Consider the following 17,445-nt stretch of genomic DNA (forward strand, 5'->3'; position numbering starts at 1 on the left):
CAACCTTCCTTTCTTTTCATCCTAGGAGTCATCATGGAAAACATTCTCGGTCTCGTCGCTCTGGCTTGTGGTCTGATCGTGGGCCTCGGCGCTATCGGCGCTTCGATCGGTATTGCCCTGATGGGTGGCAAGTTCCTGGAATCCTCCGCACGCCAGCCTGAGCTGATCAACGAACTGCAAACCAAGATGTTCATCTTGGCAGGTCTGATCGACGCCGCCTTCCTGATCGGCGTGGCCATCGCTCTGCTGTTCGCTTTCGCCAACCCCTTCGTTCTGGCCTAAGCCTCCGTCAACGCCCTAGAAAGAAAGGTGTTGCCGTGAGTATCAACGCGACCCTGTTCGTTCAGGCCATTGTTTTCCTGATCCTGGTGCTGTTCACGATGAAGTTCGTGTGGCCCCCGATCGCGAAGGCGCTGGATGAGCGAGCCCAGAAAATCGCCGATGGTCTCGCAGCTGCCGATCGTGCCAAGACCGAGCTTGCTGCTGCCGACCAGCGTGTGAAGCAGGAACTGGCTGCCGCCAGCAACGAAACCGCGACACGCTTAGCCGACGCTGAGCGCCGCGCACAGGCCATCATCGAAGAGGCCAAGGCGCGCGCCAACGACGAAGGCAACAAGATCGTCGCTGCTGCCCGTGCGGAGGCCGAGCAGCAAGCGATCCAGGCACGTGAAGCCCTGCGCGAGCAGGTGGCGGCCCTGGCCGTCAAAGGGGCTGAGCAGATTCTCCGCAAGGAAGTCAATGCCGGCGTTCATGCCGATCTGCTGAACCGTCTGAAGACCGAGCTGTAAGGGAGCATTCAATGGCTGAACTCGCCACCATTGCCCGCCCTTACGCCGAGGCGCTGTACAAGGCCTGCACCGACCAAGGCGGTGTGGACCTGAATGGCGCCACAGCCTGGGTGGACGAGCTGGCGGCGATTGCCGCCAATCCCCAATTGCGCCAACTGGCGGACAACCCCAAGGTGACGGGCGAGCAGGTGTTCGACGTCATCGTGGGCGTGGCCCGCTCGGCGTTGCCTGACCTGGCCAAAAACTTCCTGCGTACCGTGATCGACAACGGGCGCGTGCAGGCGCTGCCTGAAATCGCGGCCCAGTTCCGTACGCTGGTCAATCGCAGCCACGGCACTTCGGATGCTGTGGTGTACAGCGCCTTCCCGCTGGATGCGGGCGCTCTGACCGATGTGGGTGCCACGCTTGAAAAGCGCTTCGGTCGCAAGCTCAATCTCTCCGTGCAGTTGGATGAGACCCTGATCGGCGGCGTGCGCGTGGTGGTGGGCGACGAGGTGCTCGACACTTCCGTCAAAGCCCGTCTGGAACAAATGAAAGCTGCCCTCACCGCCTGATGGGCGTGAGGTCTCGGCTATACCCCCAAGAAAGAAGGAAAGAGTCATGCAACTCAATCCCGCAGAAATTTCTGAACTGATCAAGAGCCGCATCGAAGGTCTGGCAGCCAGCAGCGACATCCGCAACCAGGGCACCGTGGTGTCCGTGACCGACGGTATCGTGCGCGTCCACGGCCTGTCGGACGTGATGCAGGGCGAAATGCTCGAATTCCCTGCTGCGGCAGACGGTCAGCCCTCCTTCGGCCTGGCCCTGAACCTCGAGCGCGACTCCGTTGGCGCTGTGATTCTGGGCGAGTACGAACACATTTCTGAAGGCGATACCGTGAAGTGCACGGGCCGCATTCTGGAAGTGCCGGTGGGCCCGGAACTGATCGGCCGCGTGGTGAACGCTCTCGGCCAGCCGATCGACGGCAAGGGTCCGATCAACGCCAAGATGACGGACGTGATCGAGAAGGTCGCTCCCGGCGTGATCGCGCGCCAGTCCGTGGACCAGCCGCTGCAAACCGGCCTGAAGTCCATCGACTCCATGGTGCCAATCGGCCGTGGCCAGCGTGAGCTGATCATCGGCGACCGCCAGACCGGCAAGACGGCAGTGGCCATCGACGCCATCATCAACCAGAAGGGTCAGGGCGTGACGTGTATCTACGTCGCCATTGGCCAGAAGGCATCGTCGATCAAGAACGTGGTGCGCGCTCTGGAACAGGCCGGCGCCATGGAATACACCATCGTCGTGGCGGCTTCGGCTTCCGAGTCCGCCGCCATGCAGTACGTGTCGGCCTACTCCGGCTGCACGATGGGCGAATACTTCCGCGACCGTGGCGAGGACGCGCTGATCGTGTACGACGACCTGTCCAAGCAAGCTGTGGCCTACCGCCAGGTTTCGCTGCTGCTGCGCCGCCCGCCAGGCCGCGAAGCCTTCCCCGGCGACGTGTTCTATCTCCACAGCCGCTTGCTGGAGCGTGCAGCCCGTGTGAATGCCGACTATGTGGAAGCCTTCACCAAGGGCGAGGTCAAGGGCAAGACGGGTTCGCTGACCGCACTGCCCGTGATCGAAACCCAGGCCGGCGACGTGTCTGCCTTCGTTCCAACCAACGTGATCTCGATCACCGACGGTCAGATCTTCCTGGAAACCAGCCTGTTCAACGCTGGTATCCGCCCCGCCATCAACGCCGGTATCTCGGTGTCGCGCGTGGGTGGTGCCGCCCAGACCAAGCTGATCAAGGGCCTGTCCGGCGGTATCCGTACCGACCTGGCCCAGTACCGTGAACTCGCGGCGTTCGCGCAGTTCGCCTCCGACCTGGACGAAGCCACGCGCAAGCAGCTGGATCGCGGCGCTCGCGTGACGGAACTGCTCAAGCAGCCCCAGTACAGCCCGCTGAGCACGGCCCTGATGGGCGCGACGCTCTTCACGGTGAACAAGGGCTTCCTGGACGACGTGGACGTGAAGAAGGTGCTGGCCTTCGAAGCCGGCCTGCACCAGTACCTGAAGACGAGCCACGGTGCGCTGCTGGACCGCCTGCAGCAGAACCGCGCGTTCGACAAGGAAGGCAAGGACGAGGCCGAACTGACGCAAGCCATCACGGCGTTCAAGAAGTCGTTCGTTTAAATCGGACGAGGAACCATCATGGCAGCAGGTAAGGAAATACGCGGCAAGATCAAATCGGTGGAAAACACCAAGAAGATCACCAAGGCCATGGAAATGGTGGCCGCGTCCAAGATGCGCAAGGCGCAAGACCGCATGCGTGCCGCCCGACCCTATGCCGAGAAGGTGCGCAACATTGCCGCCCACCTCGGCGAGGCCAACCCTGAGTACGTGCACCCTTTCATGAAGGCGAACGATGCGAAGGCGGCTGGCATCATTGTCGTGACGACCGACAAGGGCCTGTGCGGAGGCATGAACACCAACGTGCTGCGCGCCGTCACCACCAAGCTGCGCGAACTGCAGTCTACGGGTGTCGATGTGCAGTCGGTGGCTATTGGCAACAAGGGGTTGGGCTTCCTCAACCGCGTGGGGGCCAAGGTCGTGGCGCATGCCACCGGGCTGGGCGATACGCCGCACCTGGACAAGCTGATCGGACCGGTGAAGGTGCTGCTGGATGCTTACGCGGAAGGCAAGATCAACGCGGTGTACCTCAGCTACACCAAGTTCATCAACACCATGAAGCAGGAATCGGTGGTGGAGCAGTTGCTGCCCCTGTCGTCCGAGCAAATGCAGGCCCAGAAGACCGGCCATGGTTGGGATTACATCTACGAGCCTGACGCGCAGAGCGTGATCGATGAACTGCTGGTGCGCTATGTCGAGTCGCTGATCTACCAGGCAGTGGCAGAGAACATGGCCTCGGAGCAGTCCGCGCGCATGGTGGCCATGAAGGCCGCCACCGACAACGCCGGTAACGTCATCAACGAGCTCAAGCTGGTCTACAACAAGACGCGCCAAGCGGCGATCACGAAAGAACTTTCGGAGATCGTTGCAGGTGCCGCGGCAGTCTGACGCCGCCTCCGGGTCTCGGTTTAAATTTTTGGAGCAAATCAAATGGCTCAAGTGCAAGGCAAGATTGTTCAATGTATCGGCGCCGTGGTGGACGTGGAGTTCCCGCGCGACCAGATGCCCAAGGTGTATGACGCCCTGAAGCTCGAGGGCTCGCCCCTGACGCTGGAAGTGCAGCAGCAGCTGGGCGACGGCGTGGTGCGTACCATTGCGCTCGGTTCTTCGGACGGCCTCAAGCGTGGCCTGATGGTCACGAACACCGGCAACCCCATCACCGTGCCCGTGGGCAAGGCCACGCTGGGCCGCATCATGGACGTGCTGGGCAACCCCATCGACGAGCGCGGCCCCGTGGACCAGAGCCTGACGGCTTCCATCCACCGCAAGGCCCCTGCTTATGACGAGCTGAGCCCTTCGCAGGAACTGCTCGAGACCGGCATCAAGGTGATCGACCTGGTGTGCCCGTTCGCCAAGGGCGGCAAGGTGGGCCTGTTCGGTGGTGCCGGCGTGGGCAAGACCGTGAACATGATGGAGCTCATCAACAACATCGCCAAGGCGCACTCGGGTCTGTCCGTGTTCGCTGGCGTGGGTGAGCGTACCCGCGAGGGCAACGACTTCTACCACGAGATGGCCGACTCCGGCGTCGTGAATCTGGAGAACCTGGGCGAGTCCAAGGTGGCCATGGTTTACGGCCAGATGAACGAGCCCCCGGGCAACCGTCTGCGCGTGGCCCTGACCGGCCTGACCATCGCCGAATCCTTCCGCGACGAAGGCCGCGACGTGCTGTTCTTCGTGGACAACATCTACCGTTACACGCTGGCCGGTACCGAAGTGTCCGCTCTGCTGGGCCGGATGCCTTCCGCCGTGGGCTACCAGCCGACGCTGGCCGAGGAAATGGGCCGTCTGCAAGAGCGTATTACCTCGACCAAGGTCGGGTCCATCACGTCCATTCAGGCCGTGTACGTGCCTGCCGACGACTTGACCGACCCGTCGCCCGCCACCACCTTCGCCCACCTGGACTCCACCGTGGTGCTGTCGCGTGACATCGCCGCTCTGGGTATCTACCCTGCCGTGGACCCGCTGGACTCCACCAGCCGCCAGCTGGACCCGCAGGTCGTGGGTGAAGAGCACTACCAAGTGGCCCGCCAAGTGCAGGGTACCCTGCAGCGCTACAAGGAACTGCGCGACATCATCGCCATTCTGGGTATGGACGAGCTGGCCCCCGAGGACAAGCTGGTCGTGGCCCGTGCCCGCAAGATCCAGCGTTTCCTGTCGCAGCCGTTCCACGTGGCCGAGGTGTTCACGGGCTCGCCTGGCAAGTACGTGCCGCTGTCCGAGACCATCCGCGGCTTCAAGATGATCGTGGCTGGCGAATGCGACCACCTGCCCGAGCAGGCCTTCTACATGGTTGGCACCATCGACGAAGCCTTCGAAAAGGCGAAGAAGGTGGCCTGATGGTCCGAAGGCCGGCCCCGTGTCCGGCCCTCGTGAGTCCCACAGGCTTGCCATTCCCTTTTTCTAGGAGCAAAGATGAACACCATCCATGTTGATGTGGTCAGTGCCGAAGAGTCCATCTTCTCCGGCGAGGCGCGCTTCGTCGCGCTGCCCGGCGAAGCGGGCGAATTGGGCATCTATCCGCGCCACACGCCACTCATCACCCGCATCAAGCCGGGTTCGGTGCGCATCGAATTGCCTGACGGCAATGAAGAGTTCGTTTTCGTGGCCGGTGGCATTCTGGAAGTGCAGCCCGACTGCGTGACCGTGCTGTCCGACACCGCCATCCGTGGCCGTGACCTGGACGATCAGAAGGCGCAGGAAGCCAAGGCTGCGGCCGAGGAAGCCCTGAAGAACGCCAAGAGCGAGATCGATCTGGCCCGCGCCCAGTCCGAGCTGGCCGTGATGGCAGCGCAGATTGCCGCGCTGCGCAAGTTCCGCCAGAAGCGCTGATCGACTGGTCGCCTTCCATCGCAAAAGCCGCCTTCGGGCGGCTTTTGTCGTTATGGTGGGCCCGCTATGGCGCTCGTCCATCGGCGCCGTCCGACGCCAGCCAGGCCCAACGCGGCGCTAGCATGGGCCATGGTCAACCCTTTGGCAGAGACTGCGGCAGACGACCTGGTGGTAGCGCGCCCCGAAGGGCTGTATTGCCCACCCGGTGGCTTTTACATCGACCCCTGGCGGCCGGTGGACCGGGCCGTCATCACCCATGGCCATGGCGACCACGCGCGGCGCGGACACGGACACTACCTGGCGCACGAGCACAGCGCGGGTATCCTGCGCGGTCGGCTGGGGGCAGACATCGCTTTGCAGACGCTGGCCTACGGCGAACCCCTGCACCACAACGGCGTGCGCATCTCATTGCACCCTGCGGGCCATGTGCTGGGCTCGGCCCAGGTGCGGCTGGAGCGGGGCGGTCGCGTGTGGGTGGCCTCAGGTGACTACAAGCTGGAGGCCGACGGCACCTGCGCGCCGTTCGAGCCCGTGCGCTGCGACACGTTCATCACCGAATCCACCTTCGGCCTGCCCATCTACCGTTGGCCCGCACAGGCCGTCCTGCAGGCCCAGATCAACGACTGGTGGCGTTCCAACGCGGCCCTGCGCCGCCCTTCGGTGCTGTTTTGCTACGCGTTCGGCAAGGCCCAGCGCATCCTGCATGGCGTAGATGCCAGCATTGGTCCGCTGCTCATGCATGGCGCGGTGGAGCCCCTCAATGCCGCTTACCGCGCCGCCGGCGTGCGCCTGCCGCCCACGCAGGGGGCCACCGACGCGTCACTGGACGCCGCGACGCGCGAGACCGCGCTGGTGCTGGCGCCGCCCTCGGCGCAAGGCACTCCATGGATGCGCCGCTTCCCACGCCACGCCGATGCTTTTGCCAGCGGCTGGATGCAGCTGCGCGGCACGCGTCGCCGCCGCGGGGTAGATCGTGGTTTCGTGCTCTCCGATCACGCAGACTGGCCGGGCCTGCAGCAGGCGATTGCCGCCACGGGGGCCGAGCGCGTGTTCGTCACCCACGGCAGCGTGGCCGTCATGGTGCGCTGGCTGCGCGAGCAAGGGCTGGATGCCCAGGCTTTCGCCACCGAATACGGCGACGAGGACGAGGCCGCGCCGACCGACGCGCCAACTGCAGCGCCCACTGCACCGGAAGGCGACGCAGGCGACGCGGCCGGAGGCACCTCCTGATGCAGGCCTTTGCCGCGCTCTACCAGGCGTTGGATGCCAGCACGTCCAGCCTCGCCAAGCAGGCCGCGCTGCGCAACTATCTGCGGGGTGCGCCACCCGAGGATGCCGCCTGGGCCGTCTACTTCCTCGCGGGTGGCAAACCACGCCAACTCGTGCCCACCAAGCTGCTGCGCGCGGTGGCGCGCGAGGCGGCGGGGTTGCCGGAATGGCTGTTCGACGAAAGCTACGAGGCTGTGGGCGATCTGGCCGAGACCATCGCACTGCTGTTGCCCCCGCCCACGCAGGCGCACGCCCTGGGGCTGGCCGCATGGATGCGCGAACACCTCTTGCCGCTGCGCGGCCTGGCGCCCGACACCCAGGCTGAACGACTGGGTGCGCAATGGGCGCGGCTGGCGCCCGAGGAGCGGCTGGTGTACTTCAAGCTCATCACGGGGGCCTTCCGCGTGGGCGTGTCGCGCTTGCAGGTCACGCAGGCGCTCGCGGCCGTGAGCGGCGTGGACGCCAAGCGCATCGCACAGCGCCTCATGGGCTACACCCACGTGGGCGCGCAGCCCGGGGCGGCTGACTACCAGCGCCTCGTGGCGCCCGAGGGAGACAGTGCGGGCGCGCAGGCTGCGGAGGCCCAGGGCCATCCCTATCCCTTCTTTCTGGCGCACCCGCTGCAGCTGCCGGTGGCGCAGTTTGAGGGCGCGCTCGGCCCGCCGGCGGACTGGATCGTGGAATGGAAGTGGGACGGCATCCGCGCCCAGCTCGTGCGGCGTGGGGGCGCCATTTGGCTGTGGTCGCGCGGGGAGGAGCTGGTGACCGATCGCTTCCCCGAGCTGCAGGCGCTGGGCGACGAAGCCCTGCCCGACGGCACGGTGCTCGACGGCGAGATCGTCGTCTGGCAGCCAGCGCGAGCGGATGCGCCGGCGCAGCCGCGCCCGTTTGCCGACCTGCAAAAGCGCATCGGCCGCAAGTCGCTGGGCGCCAAGCTGCTGCGCGAGGTGCCCGTGGTGCTATTGGCCTACGATCTGCTGGAGGAACACGGCCAGGACCTGCGAGGCCTGCCGCTGCAGGCGCGGCGCGCGCGGCTGGACGCGCTGCTGGCGCGCGTCGACCACCCGGCGCTGGTGCCCAGCCCGGTGCTGCCGGGACAGAGCTGGGCCGAACTGGCCCGCCTGCGGGACAGCGCGCGTGCCCTGGGCGTGGAGGGCATGATGCTCAAAGGGCGCACGGCGCACTATGGTGTGGGCCGCACCCGGGACGTGGGCATCTGGTGGAAGTGGAAGATCGACCCGATGAGCGTGGACGCCGTGCTCATCTATGCGCAGCGCGGCCACGGGCGCCGCGCCAGCCTGTACAGCGACTACACGTTCGCCGTGTGGAGTGCGCCGCAGGGCACCCAGGGGCGCACTCTGGTGCCGTTTGCCAAGGCGTATTCGGGCCTCACCGATGCCGAGATGGCGCGGGTGGACGCCATCATCCGCAAGACCACGGTGGAGAGCTTCGGCCCGGTGCGCAGCGTGCGGCCCACGCTGGTGTTCGAGCTGGGCTTTGAGGGCATAGCGCGCAGCGCGCGGCACAAGAGCGGCATCGCCGTGCGCTTCCCGCGCATGCTGCGCTGGCGTGAAGACAAGCCGGTGGACGAGGCTGATTCGCTGGATACGCTGGCAGCGCTGTTGCCTGCTACGCCATGATCTGGTGCTATGAATACAAGAGCTGTTGGCGCTGGATGGGCGGGCGCTGCAGGCGATTTTCTCTCGAAATGCCATGGCCCGCGCGGCGGCAATCCCTTGGCCGCGCGGTGCAACGGGGGGTGCCGTGACCGCCCCGCGCTTCCCCCTCGCAACCGGCTGGCTGGCCACGCGCGGCTGGGCGCCATTCGCCTTCCAGCGCCAGGTGTGGCGCGCCATCGCGCAGGGACGCTCGGGCCTGCTGCATGCCACCACGGGCGCCGGCAAGACTTATGCGGTGTGGCTCGGGGCGCTGCAGGCCTTTGCGGACTTGGAGTCAAAACGGCCTGTAGCGCCCGTCCATTCGGCGGTACACGCTATAAATAACGAAGCAGCACCGCGGACCGCACCACTCACCGTGCTGTGGATCACGCCCATGCGCGCGCTGGCCGCCGACACGCTGCGTGCGCTGGCGGCGCCGCTGCAGGCCCTGGCCGCACAGCATGCCGGCCTGGCGCGCTGGAGCCTGGGCGCACGTACGGGCGATACCGGCAGCGCCGAACGCAGCGCCCAGGCGCGGCGTCTGCCCACGGTGCTCGTCACCACCCCCGAAAGCCTGTCGCTGCTGCTGGCGCGCGCGGACGCGCGCGAGCAACTGGCCCGCGTGCGCCTGGTGGTGGCGGATGAATGGCACGAGCTACTGGGCAACAAACGCGGCGTGCAGGTGCAGTTGGCGCTGGCGCGGCTCGCGGGCTGGAACCCGCGGCTCCTGGTCTGGGGCATGTCGGCCACGCTGGGCAACCTGCCCGAGGCCATGCAGACGCTGCTGGGCCGGGAGGGCGGCACGCTGGTGCGCGGCCGCGTGGAAAAGCGCCTGGTGGTGGACACCCTGCTGCCCGAGCGGCCCGAGCGCTTCACCTGGGCCGGCCATCTGGGCCTGGCCATGCTGCCGGCGGTGGTGCGCGCGCTGGAGGAGTCGCCCGGCACCACGCTGGTGTTCGTCAACGTGCGCTCGCAGGCCGAGCAGTGGTACCAGGCGCTGCTGGACGCGCGGCCGGACTGGGCGGGGCAGATCGCCATCCACCACGGCTCGCTGGACCGCGGTGTGCGCGAATGGGTGGAGGCGGGGCTCAAGAGCGGCAGCCTGCGCGCCGTGGTCTGCACCAGCAGCCTGGACCTGGGTGTGGACTTTCTGCCGGTGCAGCGCGTGCTGCAGATCGGCTCGGCCAAGGGCGTGGCGCGCCTGCTGCAGCGCGCCGGCCGCTCGGGCCACGCGCCGGGGCGGCCCTCGCGCATCACGCTGGTGCCCACGCACAGCCTGGAGTTGGTGGAGGCCGCCGCCGCGCGCGCCGCGGTGCATGCCGGACGGGTGGAAAAGCGCGTCTCGCCGCACCAGCCCGTCGACGTGCTGGTGCAGCACCTGGCCACGGTGGCGCTGGGCGGGGGCTTCGAGCCCGAGGCGCTGTACGCCGAGGTGCGCCGCACGGCCGCGTACCGCACGCTGCCGCGCGGCGTGTGGCAGTGGTGCCTGGATTTCGTTGCGCGTGGCGGCAGCGCCCTGGCGGCCTACCCGGACTACCGCCGTGTCGTGCCGGACGAGAACGGTGTGTGGCGCCTGCCCGATGCGCGCCTGGCACGCCGCCACCGCGCCAACATCGGCACCATCGTGAGCGATGCCAGCATGCAGGTGCAGATTCTGCAGGGCGCTCGCCTGGGCGCGGTGGAAGAGGGCTTCATCGCGCGGCTGTCGCCGGGCGACTGCTTCGTGTTCGCCGGGCAGGTGCTGGAACTGGTGCGCACGCGCGAGATGACCGCCTTCGTGCGGCGCGCGCCGGGGCGCCAGCCCACGGTGCCGCGCTGGAACGGCTCGCGCATGCCGCTGTCCACCGTGCTGGCCGACTACGTGGTGCAACAGCTCGCGCAGGCGGGGCGGGGCCGCTACGCCAGCCCCGAGCTGCGCGCCGTGCGCCCGCTGCTGGAGGTGCAGCGCCGCTGGTCCGCCCTGCCCACGCCGGGCACGCTGCTGGCCGAGACGCTGCACACGCGCGAGGGCTGGCACCTGTTCCTCTACCCGTTTGCCGGCCGGCATGCGCACATCGGGCTGGCCAGCCTGTTCGCCTGGCGCGCGGCCCAGGGGGTGCCGGGCACCTTCTCGATCGCGGTGAACGACTATGGATTGGAGCTGCTGTCCGCCACAGAACGCGACTGGCCGGCCTTGCTGCCCGACCTGCTGCGCACCGACGCCGCCGCGCCGCAGGCCGCCCGGCAGGCGCACGGCCTGGCGCCCGACGAGGCGCTGGCCATTCGCAACACTGCCAACGCCACGGCGCCCGAGGGGGTGCCGCAAGAGCGTGACGCGCGCGCAGCGTTGCTGCACGAGGTGCTGGCCAGCCTCAACGCCACCGAGATGGCGCGCCGGCGCTTTCGCGAGATTGCGCGCGTGGCGGGGCTCATCTTTCAAAGCCACCCGGGCGAGCAGCGCAGTGCGCGCCAGCTGCAGGCGTCTTCCCAGTTGTTCTTCGAGGTCTTTCGGCGTTATGACGCGGGCAACCTGCTGCTGCGCCAGGCCGACCAGGAAGTGCTGAGCCAGGAGCTGGACGTGGCACAGCTGCTGGCGACGCTCACACGCATGCAGGCGCAGCAGCTCATGGTGCAGCCTCTCGTGCGACCCGGGCCGCTGGCCTTTCCGCTGATGGTGGAGCGCTTTCGCGAGCAGCTCAGCAACGAGGCGCTGGCCGACCGCATCGCGCGCATGCTGGGCGACATGGAAGCCGCCGCCAGCGCGCGCAAACCCGTACCCGCCCCACCGGTGCAGGACGTCGTGCCCCCTGACCCGCCGCGCCGCCGGCGCGCCGCCCCCCCGGCCGCGCCACCGCGGCAGGAAGCATCGTCCGCCGTCACCGACGCACTGCGCGGCACGCTGGACTTTGCCGATGCCTCCGAGGGCACGGGCGCCGCGCCGGCCGCGGCGCGGGGCCGTTCCCCGCGCCGCGGGCGCAAACCTTCGCGCCCGTTGCCGCGCCTGTGACCCATGCACGCGCCTGATCCGCCCGCCGACCTGGCCGTGGACCTGGCCGGCACCACCGTGTGGCTGCTGCCCGAGCGCGCGCTGTGGTGGCCGGAGGGCGCCATGCTGTGCCTGGCCGACCTGCACCTGGGCAAGGCCGCCACCTTCCGCGCGCGCGGCCTGCCCGTGCCCGCGGGCACCACGCGGGGCAACCTGGATCGGCTGGCGCAGTTGCTGGCGCGCCACTCCGGCGTGCAGCGCCTGGTGGTGCTCGGCGACTTCCTGCATGCGGCCGAGGCCCACGCGCCCGCGTTGCTGCGCGCGTTGGCCGCTTGGCGCGAGGACCATGCGGCACTGGAACTGGTGCTGGTGCGCGGCAACCACGACCGCCACGCGGGCGACCCACCGGCGTGGCTGGGCGCACGCATCGTGGACGAGCCCTGGTCGCAAGGGCCCTTTGCCTGCTGCCACCATCCACAGCACCGCGCGGGGCAGTGGGTGCTGGCCGGGCACCTGCACCCCACGGCCGTGCTGTACGGCGGCGGGCGCGATGCGCTGCGCATGCCCTGTTTCGTGGCGGAGCCGGGCCTGCTGGTGTTGCCGGCTTTTGGCGAGTTCACCGGCGGCCATGCCGTGCCCGCCGCGCCGGGGCGCCAGCGCTTCGCGGTGGGGGCGGGGCGCGTCTGGGCGCTGCCCTGAAGGAGTGATCGAAAAGGGAGTTCCGCCTCGCAAGGCGTGCTCTGGTACTCAGTCCACCGTGCCCGGGATGACGGGGGCGTCGGGCAGCTCGTTCGGCCGGTCCACGCCCTCGGTGGCCGGGAAGTGCTCCACGAGCAGCGCGGAGACCTCGCTCAGCGCCTGGGTCAGCCCGTCCTCGTACCGGCCTTGGCGGAAAGCCTCGGCCATGTGCGACACCATGCTGCGCCATGCCGCCGGGGGCACGCGGCGCGCCAGAGCGCGGTCGGCCACGATCTCGATGGCATGCTCGGCCAGCATCAGGTAGATGAGCACGCCGTTGTTGTGTTCGGTGTCCCACACACGCAGCTTGCCGAACTGCGTGACCGCGCGCTCGCGCGCCGTGGCGCCGCGCCACAGGTACGACAGCGGCAGGCCGCCTTCCACGCAGATGCGGATCTGGCCGGTGTGGCGGCGCTCGCTGGCGGCCACGCGCTGGCCCAGGCGCTCCAGCACCTCGGGTGGCAGGGCCTGGTGCAGGCCGCCGTCGGACCAACGGTGCCGCAGCAGCCGCGTCAGGCGCGCCAGCACGCCGGAAGGTGGGGATGAAGAGGGTGTGACCATGGTGTTTCGCTCTGTGCTTGCCGCCCTACCAGTCGCCCGATGCACCGCCGCCGCCGAAGTCTCCGCCGCCGCCCGAGCCGAATCCACCACCGCCTCCACCGCCCCAGCCACCGCCGTGACCGCCTCCCCAGCCGCCACCGCCCCCGTGCCACACCACGGGGCCGCCGCGGCCCGCAAAGATCCAGGTGTAGAGCAGCGCCAGCAGCCCCGCGCCACCCGCCAGCAGCAGGCTGGAGGTGACGATGAAGGCCAGGAACCCAGCGCCGCCGCCCATCACCAGGCCGCCCAGGCGCTGGCCGAACAGGCGGCGCACCACGGGGCCCGCCACCATCACGCCGAAGAAGAGGAAGACGGCCAGGTCTGTCCAGTCAAAGCCCGCGGACACGCCGCGGGCCTGCCCGTCGCCCTGCTGGCTGCTTTGCGGCGCGGGCAGGTTTTCGCCTGCGATGCGCGCGCCGATCTGCTGCACCGCGGCGTCCAGCCCGCCGGCAAAGTCGCCCTCGCGAAAGCGTGGCTTCATCGCGCCGTCGATGATGCGCGCGGCGGCGATGTCGGGTATGGCGCCTTCCAGCGCCTTGGCCACCTCGATGCGCATGCGCCGGTCGTCCTTGGCCACGACCACCAGCACGCCATCGCCCACGTCCTTGCGGCCGATCTTCCAGGCGTTGCCCACGCGGTTGGCGAAGGCGGCGATGTCCTCGGGCGCGGTGGTGGGCACCATCAGCACCACCACCTGCGAGCCGTGCTGCTGCTCGATGGCGGCCAGGCGCGCCTCCAGCCCCTGGCGCTGCGCGTCGTTCAGCGTGCCGGTCTGGTCGATCACGCGCGCCTGCAGCGCAGGCACCGCGCGCAGCGGCTGCGCGGTGGCGGGGAGGGCTCCGATAGCTACAAAAAATATAGCTATCAGCGCTTGAAGGGCAAGCGCTAGCGGCATATTTTGCTTACAACCCCGATGTCAGGGCTTGGAGGCGGGTGCGGGGCTGGAGAAATCCACCTTGGGCGGCGCAGAGATCTCGGCCTCGTTTGCCACCGTGAAGCTGGGCTTGGGTTCATAGCTGAACACCATGGCCGTGAGGTTGGTGGGGAAGCTGCGTGCGAGCACGTTGTACTCCTGCACGGTCTGGATGTAGCGGTTGCGTGCCACGGTGATGCGGTTCTCGGTGCCCTCCAGCGTCACGCGCAGGTCGCGGAAGGCCTGGTTGGCCTGCAGCTGCGGGTAACGCTCGGCCACCACCATCAGGCGCGACAGCGCGTTGGACAGCTCGCCCTGCGCCTGCTGGAACTTGTTGAACGCCTCGGGGTTGTTGAGGGTCTCGGGCGTCACCTGGATCGAGGTGGCCTTGGCGCGCGCCTCGATTACCTTGGTCAGCGTCTCCTGCTCGAATGCCGCCTCGCCCTTGACGGTGGCCACGATGTTGGGCACCAGGTCGGCGCGGCGCTGGTACTGGTTGAGCACTTCGCTCCACGCGGCCTTGGACTGCTCGTCCAGGCGCTGGAAGTCGTTGTAGCCGCAGCCCGAGAGGGCCAGCACGGCGGCAAGCATGGCGATGAGTCGTTTCATGGTGAACAGGCCTTTGCAATGCAGAAGAAAGACGGGCGGCACGGCGCCGCGCATGCCGATCATTGTGCATGCATCGGCCAGGCGAATGACAGGGCCATCGAACGGCACAATACGCGGCTGGGTTGCAACCACCGACACTTCGCCATGCCCCGAACCCCGCTGCGCGCGGCCGCCCTGGCCGGTTCCCCCGACGATCTGGAAGCCGCGTTCTACGACGCCCTGCAAGCCGGCGACGTGGAGCGCGTGATGGCCTGCTGGGCCGACGAGGACGACATCGTCTGTGTGCACCCCGGCGCCGCGCGCCACGTGGGGCCCGCCGCCATCCGCGCGGCGTTCGCCACCTTGCTGCAGCAGGGCGGCCTCAACGTGCATCCCGCGCAGGTGATGCGCGTGCAGGCCCTGGCGAGTGCCGTGCACAGCGTGCTGGAACATGTGCGTGTGATGCTGCCCGACGGTCCGCGCGAGGCCGTGGTACAGGCCACCAACGTCTACCACAAGACCCCGCAAGGCTGGCGCCTGGTGGCGCACCATGCCAGCGCCGCCGGCATGCACGAGGCCGAGGGCGCTGCGCCCGCCGGGCACCTGCTGCATTGATGCCAAGCCTTTGATGGGCGGTTTATGGGTCAAATGGGCCTCTAGCACAATACCATCAAGCGCTTCCAGCTATGAAATATGAAGCGCCTTGGTGGTTGCCCGGCGGCCATGCACAGACCATCTGGCCCGCGCTGTGGGCGCGGCGCACGCTGGGGCCGCCGCCGGCCTATGTGCGCGAGCGCTGGCTGGCGCCCGACGGCGATTTCGTGGACGTGGACTTCCTGTGGCCGTGTGCCGCGGCGGGCGCGGCCCCCGCGCCGCTGCTGGTGCTGTTCCATGGACTGGAAGGCTCGTCGCGCAGCCACTATGCGCAGGCCTTCGCCGGCGTGGCCCGCGAGCGCGGCTGGGGTTTTGCCGTGCCGCACTTTCGCGGCTGCAGCGGCGAGATCAACCGCGCGCCGCGCGCCTACCATTCGGGCGACCATGAAGAGATCGACTGGATCCTCCGGCGCCTGGCCGGGTTGCAGCGGACCGGCGGTAGGGCGCGGGCGCCGCTGCTGGCCGTGGGGGTGTCGCTGGGCGGCAATGCGCTGATGCGCTGGGCCGGCGAGCAGGGCGGCAGCGCGCTCGCCAGCGCGGACGCCATCGCCAGCGTGTGCGCTCCGCTGGACCTGGCGGCCGGCGGCCACGCCATCGGACGGGGCTTCAACCGGCAGGTGTACACGCGCATGTTCCTGCGCACCATGGTGCCCAAGGCGCTGGCCAAGCTGGCGCAGTACCCCGGCCTGTTCGACCGGGCGGCCCTGCTGGCCGCGCGCGACCTGCATGCTTTTGACGACCTCTTCACCGCGCCGCTGCACGGCTTTCGCGATGCAGAGGACTACTGGCGCCGCGCGTCGGCCAAGCCGCTGCTGCCTGCGGTGCGCGTGCCCGCGCTGCTGGTCAATGCGCGCAACGATCCCTTCGTGCCCGGCGCCAGCCTGCCGTGCGACGGTGAGGTGGCACCCGCTGTCACGCTCTGGCAGCCGGCGCATGGCGGCCACGTCGGCTTTGCCCAGGGCGGCTGGCCCGGCCATGTGCGCTCCCTGCCCGAAGCCGTGGCCGCCTGGCTGGCCGACCACGCGGCGCTGGGGTGAATGCCTGCGTGGGGCGCGTACGAGGCGCACAATCGCTGTCATGGATGACATCGTCAAGCAGGCCATCGCCAAATGGCCCAACGTGCCGGCCTGCTACGGCTGGCTGGGGCTGGATGCGCGCGGCCACTGGTACCTGCGCGATGACGCCGTGCAGTTACAGGGCGGCTTCGCCGTGGCGCGCGGAACGCGGCTGGAGCATGCCAAGCTGATCGAATTCATCCACCGCAACTATGAGGCGGATGGTGAAGGCCGCTGGTTCTTCCAGAACGGACCGCAGCGCGTCTATGTGGAACTGGAGGCCACACCGCTGATCTGGCGTCTGGGCGCCGACGGCGAGCCCGTGGCGCACACCGGCCGGCCGGCCGGTCGGGTGAATGAGTGCCTGGTGGACGAGGCCGGCCGCGTGTACCTGGCCTGCACCGCCGGCCTGGGCCTGGTGCACAGCCTGGATGTGGAGGCGTTGGCGCGCCAGATCGATCAGGGCCGCTGGACGCCACGCGAGGTGCTGGCGGCCGACCTGCCCGGTGCCTACGGCTTTGTGCCGAGCCCGCAGGCGGCTGCGGGCCCACTGCCTGCGTAACGCGCCGCACAGTAGAAACCCCCCGTCCAGAAAACAACAAGCCGGCACGCGGCCGGCTTGTGACGAGGCGAAAAGTGCCTTAGTTGGAGGCAGGTGCGCTCGCAGCGGCCGCGCCGCCTTCGGCGCCGGGACGGTTGGGCTCCTCGAACTTGGCGCCGGCGGCATTGGCCATGTAGGCCACGCCGCGCGCGATCTCGGTGTCGTCGAAGTCGCCGCCACCCTGCGGTGCCATGGCGCCCTTGCCCTTGAGGGCCGATTGCACCAGGGCTTCGAAGCCCGTGGCAATGCGCGGCGCCCAGGCGGCGGCGTCGCCCAGCTTGGGCGCGCCCGCGGCGCCGGTGGCGTGGCACGCGGCACACTGCCCCTGGAAGACGGCTTCGCCAGTGCGCAGCGGGCGGTTGGCGTCGCGCACCTCGACGTTGCCAATCTTCTGGATGCGCTGGGCCACGGCCAGTTCGGGGTTGGCGGAGCCGGCCGCAGGCTTCTTGTCGGCCGTGACGAACAGCACCAGGCCGATGATGGCGAACACCGGGAGCACAAACGCAAAAATGACGGTGACCAGGAGTTGCTTGGGGTTCTTGATCGGTCCGGTATGCGCTTCGTCGTGGGTGTCGCTCATGGGATCCTCTGGTGATTCTGTTGTACTGGGGGCTGAAGGGAAAAGAGTTT

At 68.5% G+C, this 17,445-nt stretch carries 18 protein-coding genes; 14 read left to right on the forward strand and 4 right to left on the reverse strand.

The features are described from left to right. Positions 1–33 precede the first annotated feature (33 nt). From atpE to pdeM, 11 genes are all read left to right on the forward strand, one after another. Positions 34–282 (forward strand): F0F1 ATP synthase subunit C, encoded by a 249-nt coding sequence (atpE, locus tag MRB47_RS01595; protein WP_011803767.1) that lies wholly within the window; start codon positions 34–36, stop codon positions 280–282. Between the two features lie 35 nt (positions 283–317). After that, positions 318–788 (forward strand): F0F1 ATP synthase subunit B, encoded by a 471-nt coding sequence (locus MRB47_RS01600; protein ID WP_012655376.1) that lies wholly within the window; start codon positions 318–320, stop codon positions 786–788. Between the two features lie 11 nt (positions 789–799). Next, entirely contained in the window at positions 800–1,342 is a 543-nt protein-coding gene (locus tag MRB47_RS01605; protein ID WP_252101717.1) for a F0F1 ATP synthase subunit delta, read from the forward strand. A 46-nt stretch (positions 1,343–1,388) separates the two neighbouring features. After that, entirely contained in the window at positions 1,389–2,948 is a 1,560-nt protein-coding gene (gene atpA / locus MRB47_RS01610; RefSeq protein WP_011803770.1) for a F0F1 ATP synthase subunit alpha, read from the forward strand. Positions 2,949–2,966: 18 nt separating this feature from the next. Further along, positions 2,967–3,833 (forward strand): F0F1 ATP synthase subunit gamma, encoded by an 867-nt coding sequence (gene atpG, locus MRB47_RS01615; RefSeq protein WP_011803771.1) that lies wholly within the window; start codon positions 2,967–2,969, stop codon positions 3,831–3,833. Between the two features lie 42 nt (positions 3,834–3,875). Beyond that, entirely contained in the window at positions 3,876–5,282 is a 1,407-nt protein-coding gene (gene atpD, locus MRB47_RS01620) for a F0F1 ATP synthase subunit beta (RefSeq protein WP_012655377.1), read from the forward strand. A gap of 75 nt (positions 5,283–5,357) precedes the next feature. Beyond that, entirely contained in the window at positions 5,358–5,774 is a 417-nt protein-coding gene (locus MRB47_RS01625) for a F0F1 ATP synthase subunit epsilon (RefSeq protein WP_011803773.1), read from the forward strand. A 129-nt stretch (positions 5,775–5,903) separates the two neighbouring features. Then, a complete protein-coding gene (locus MRB47_RS01630) occupies positions 5,904–7,004 on the forward strand; it encodes a ligase-associated DNA damage response exonuclease (RefSeq protein ID WP_252101718.1) in 1,101 nt (366 codons plus the stop codon). Further along, positions 7,004–8,683 (forward strand): ATP-dependent DNA ligase, encoded by a 1,680-nt coding sequence (locus MRB47_RS01635; protein WP_252101719.1) that lies wholly within the window; start codon positions 7,004–7,006, stop codon positions 8,681–8,683. The genes MRB47_RS01630 and MRB47_RS01635 overlap by 1 nt, the downstream gene beginning before the upstream one ends. A 73-nt stretch (positions 8,684–8,756) precedes the next feature. Beyond that, a complete protein-coding gene (locus MRB47_RS01640; RefSeq protein ID WP_252101720.1) occupies positions 8,757–11,687 on the forward strand; it encodes a ligase-associated DNA damage response DEXH box helicase in 2,931 nt (976 codons plus the stop codon). A 3-nt stretch (positions 11,688–11,690) separates the two neighbouring features. Next, complete coding sequence (gene pdeM, locus MRB47_RS01645) at positions 11,691–12,365, forward strand: ligase-associated DNA damage response endonuclease PdeM (RefSeq protein WP_252101721.1); 675 nt, start codon at positions 11,691–11,693, stop codon at positions 12,363–12,365. A gap of 48 nt (positions 12,366–12,413) precedes the next feature. On the opposite strand, the gene MRB47_RS01650 is transcribed toward pdeM, so the two are convergent. The 3 genes from MRB47_RS01650 to MRB47_RS01660 are packed head-to-tail and all read right to left on the reverse strand — an operon-like array spanning position 12,414 to position 14,526. Continuing rightward, complete coding sequence (locus MRB47_RS01650) at positions 12,414–12,965, reverse strand: TPM domain-containing protein (RefSeq protein WP_252101722.1); 552 nt, start codon at positions 12,963–12,965, stop codon at positions 12,414–12,416. Between the two features lie 25 nt (positions 12,966–12,990). Beyond that, positions 12,991–13,899 carry a TPM domain-containing protein gene (locus MRB47_RS01655; protein WP_252101723.1) on the reverse strand — a complete coding sequence of 303 codons (909 nt, stop codon included), beginning with the start codon at positions 13,897–13,899 and terminating at the stop codon, positions 12,991–12,993. 21 nt (positions 13,900–13,920) lie between these two features. Continuing rightward, positions 13,921–14,526, reverse strand: coding sequence for a LemA family protein (locus MRB47_RS01660; protein ID WP_252101724.1), 606 nt, complete (start codon positions 14,524–14,526; stop codon positions 13,921–13,923). 144 nt (positions 14,527–14,670) lie between these two features. Here MRB47_RS01660 and MRB47_RS01665 point away from each other — a divergent pair, with 144 nt between their 5' ends. From MRB47_RS01665 to MRB47_RS01675, 3 genes are all read left to right on the forward strand, one after another. Next, on the forward strand, positions 14,671–15,120 hold the full coding sequence (locus MRB47_RS01665) for a YybH family protein (protein ID WP_011803781.1): 450 nt from the start codon (positions 14,671–14,673) through the stop codon (positions 15,118–15,120). A gap of 71 nt (positions 15,121–15,191) precedes the next feature. After that, positions 15,192–16,196 carry a YheT family hydrolase gene (locus MRB47_RS01670; RefSeq protein ID WP_252101725.1) on the forward strand — a complete coding sequence of 335 codons (1,005 nt, stop codon included), beginning with the start codon at positions 15,192–15,194 and terminating at the stop codon, positions 16,194–16,196. 40 nt (positions 16,197–16,236) lie between these two features. Then, complete coding sequence (locus MRB47_RS01675) at positions 16,237–16,776, forward strand: DUF2946 family protein (RefSeq protein ID WP_011803783.1); 540 nt, start codon at positions 16,237–16,239, stop codon at positions 16,774–16,776. Between the two features lie 79 nt (positions 16,777–16,855). Here the strand turns inward: MRB47_RS01675 and MRB47_RS01680 are convergent, their stop codons facing one another. Then, a complete protein-coding gene (locus tag MRB47_RS01680; RefSeq protein WP_012655387.1) occupies positions 16,856–17,395 on the reverse strand; it encodes a c-type cytochrome in 540 nt (179 codons plus the stop codon). Positions 17,396–17,445: the final 50 nt, after the last annotated feature.

The organism is Diaphorobacter sp. LI3 (assembly GCF_022807955.1).
GTDB classification, from domain to species: domain Bacteria; phylum Pseudomonadota; class Gammaproteobacteria; order Burkholderiales; family Burkholderiaceae_C; genus Diaphorobacter; species Diaphorobacter nitroreducens.

Bases quoted from the DNA above. Each gene is read 5' to 3' on its own strand.
- MRB47_RS01655 (WP_252101723.1), bottom strand. From the start codon at position 13,899: ATGCCGCTAGCGCTTGCCCTTCAAGCGCTGATAGCTATATTTTTTGTA.
- atpE (WP_011803767.1), top strand. From the start codon at position 34: ATGGAAAACATTCTCGGTCTCGTCGCTCTGGCTTGTGGTCTGATCGTG.
- MRB47_RS01640 (WP_252101720.1), top strand. From the start codon at position 8,757: ATGGCCCGCGCGGCGGCAATCCCTTGGCCGCGCGGTGCAACGGGGGGT.
- MRB47_RS01680 (WP_012655387.1), bottom strand. From the start codon at position 17,395: ATGAGCGACACCCACGACGAAGCGCATACCGGACCGATCAAGAACCCC.
- atpA (WP_011803770.1), top strand. From the start codon at position 1,389: ATGCAACTCAATCCCGCAGAAATTTCTGAACTGATCAAGAGCCGCATC.
- atpG (WP_011803771.1), top strand. From the start codon at position 2,967: ATGGCAGCAGGTAAGGAAATACGCGGCAAGATCAAATCGGTGGAAAAC.
- MRB47_RS01650 (WP_252101722.1), bottom strand. From the start codon at position 12,965: ATGGTCACACCCTCTTCATCCCCACCTTCCGGCGTGCTGGCGCGCCTG.
- MRB47_RS01605 (WP_252101717.1), top strand. From the start codon at position 800: ATGGCTGAACTCGCCACCATTGCCCGCCCTTACGCCGAGGCGCTGTAC.
- atpD (WP_012655377.1), top strand. From the start codon at position 3,876: ATGGCTCAAGTGCAAGGCAAGATTGTTCAATGTATCGGCGCCGTGGTG.
- MRB47_RS01625 (WP_011803773.1), top strand. From the start codon at position 5,358: ATGAACACCATCCATGTTGATGTGGTCAGTGCCGAAGAGTCCATCTTC.
- MRB47_RS01660 (WP_252101724.1), bottom strand. From the start codon at position 14,526: ATGAAACGACTCATCGCCATGCTTGCCGCCGTGCTGGCCCTCTCGGGC.
- MRB47_RS01635 (WP_252101719.1), top strand. From the start codon at position 7,004: ATGCAGGCCTTTGCCGCGCTCTACCAGGCGTTGGATGCCAGCACGTCC.
- pdeM (WP_252101721.1), top strand. From the start codon at position 11,691: ATGCACGCGCCTGATCCGCCCGCCGACCTGGCCGTGGACCTGGCCGGC.
- MRB47_RS01670 (WP_252101725.1), top strand. From the start codon at position 15,192: ATGAAATATGAAGCGCCTTGGTGGTTGCCCGGCGGCCATGCACAGACC.
- MRB47_RS01665 (WP_011803781.1), top strand. From the start codon at position 14,671: ATGCCCCGAACCCCGCTGCGCGCGGCCGCCCTGGCCGGTTCCCCCGAC.
- MRB47_RS01675 (WP_011803783.1), top strand. From the start codon at position 16,237: ATGGATGACATCGTCAAGCAGGCCATCGCCAAATGGCCCAACGTGCCG.
- MRB47_RS01630 (WP_252101718.1), top strand. From the start codon at position 5,904: ATGGTCAACCCTTTGGCAGAGACTGCGGCAGACGACCTGGTGGTAGCG.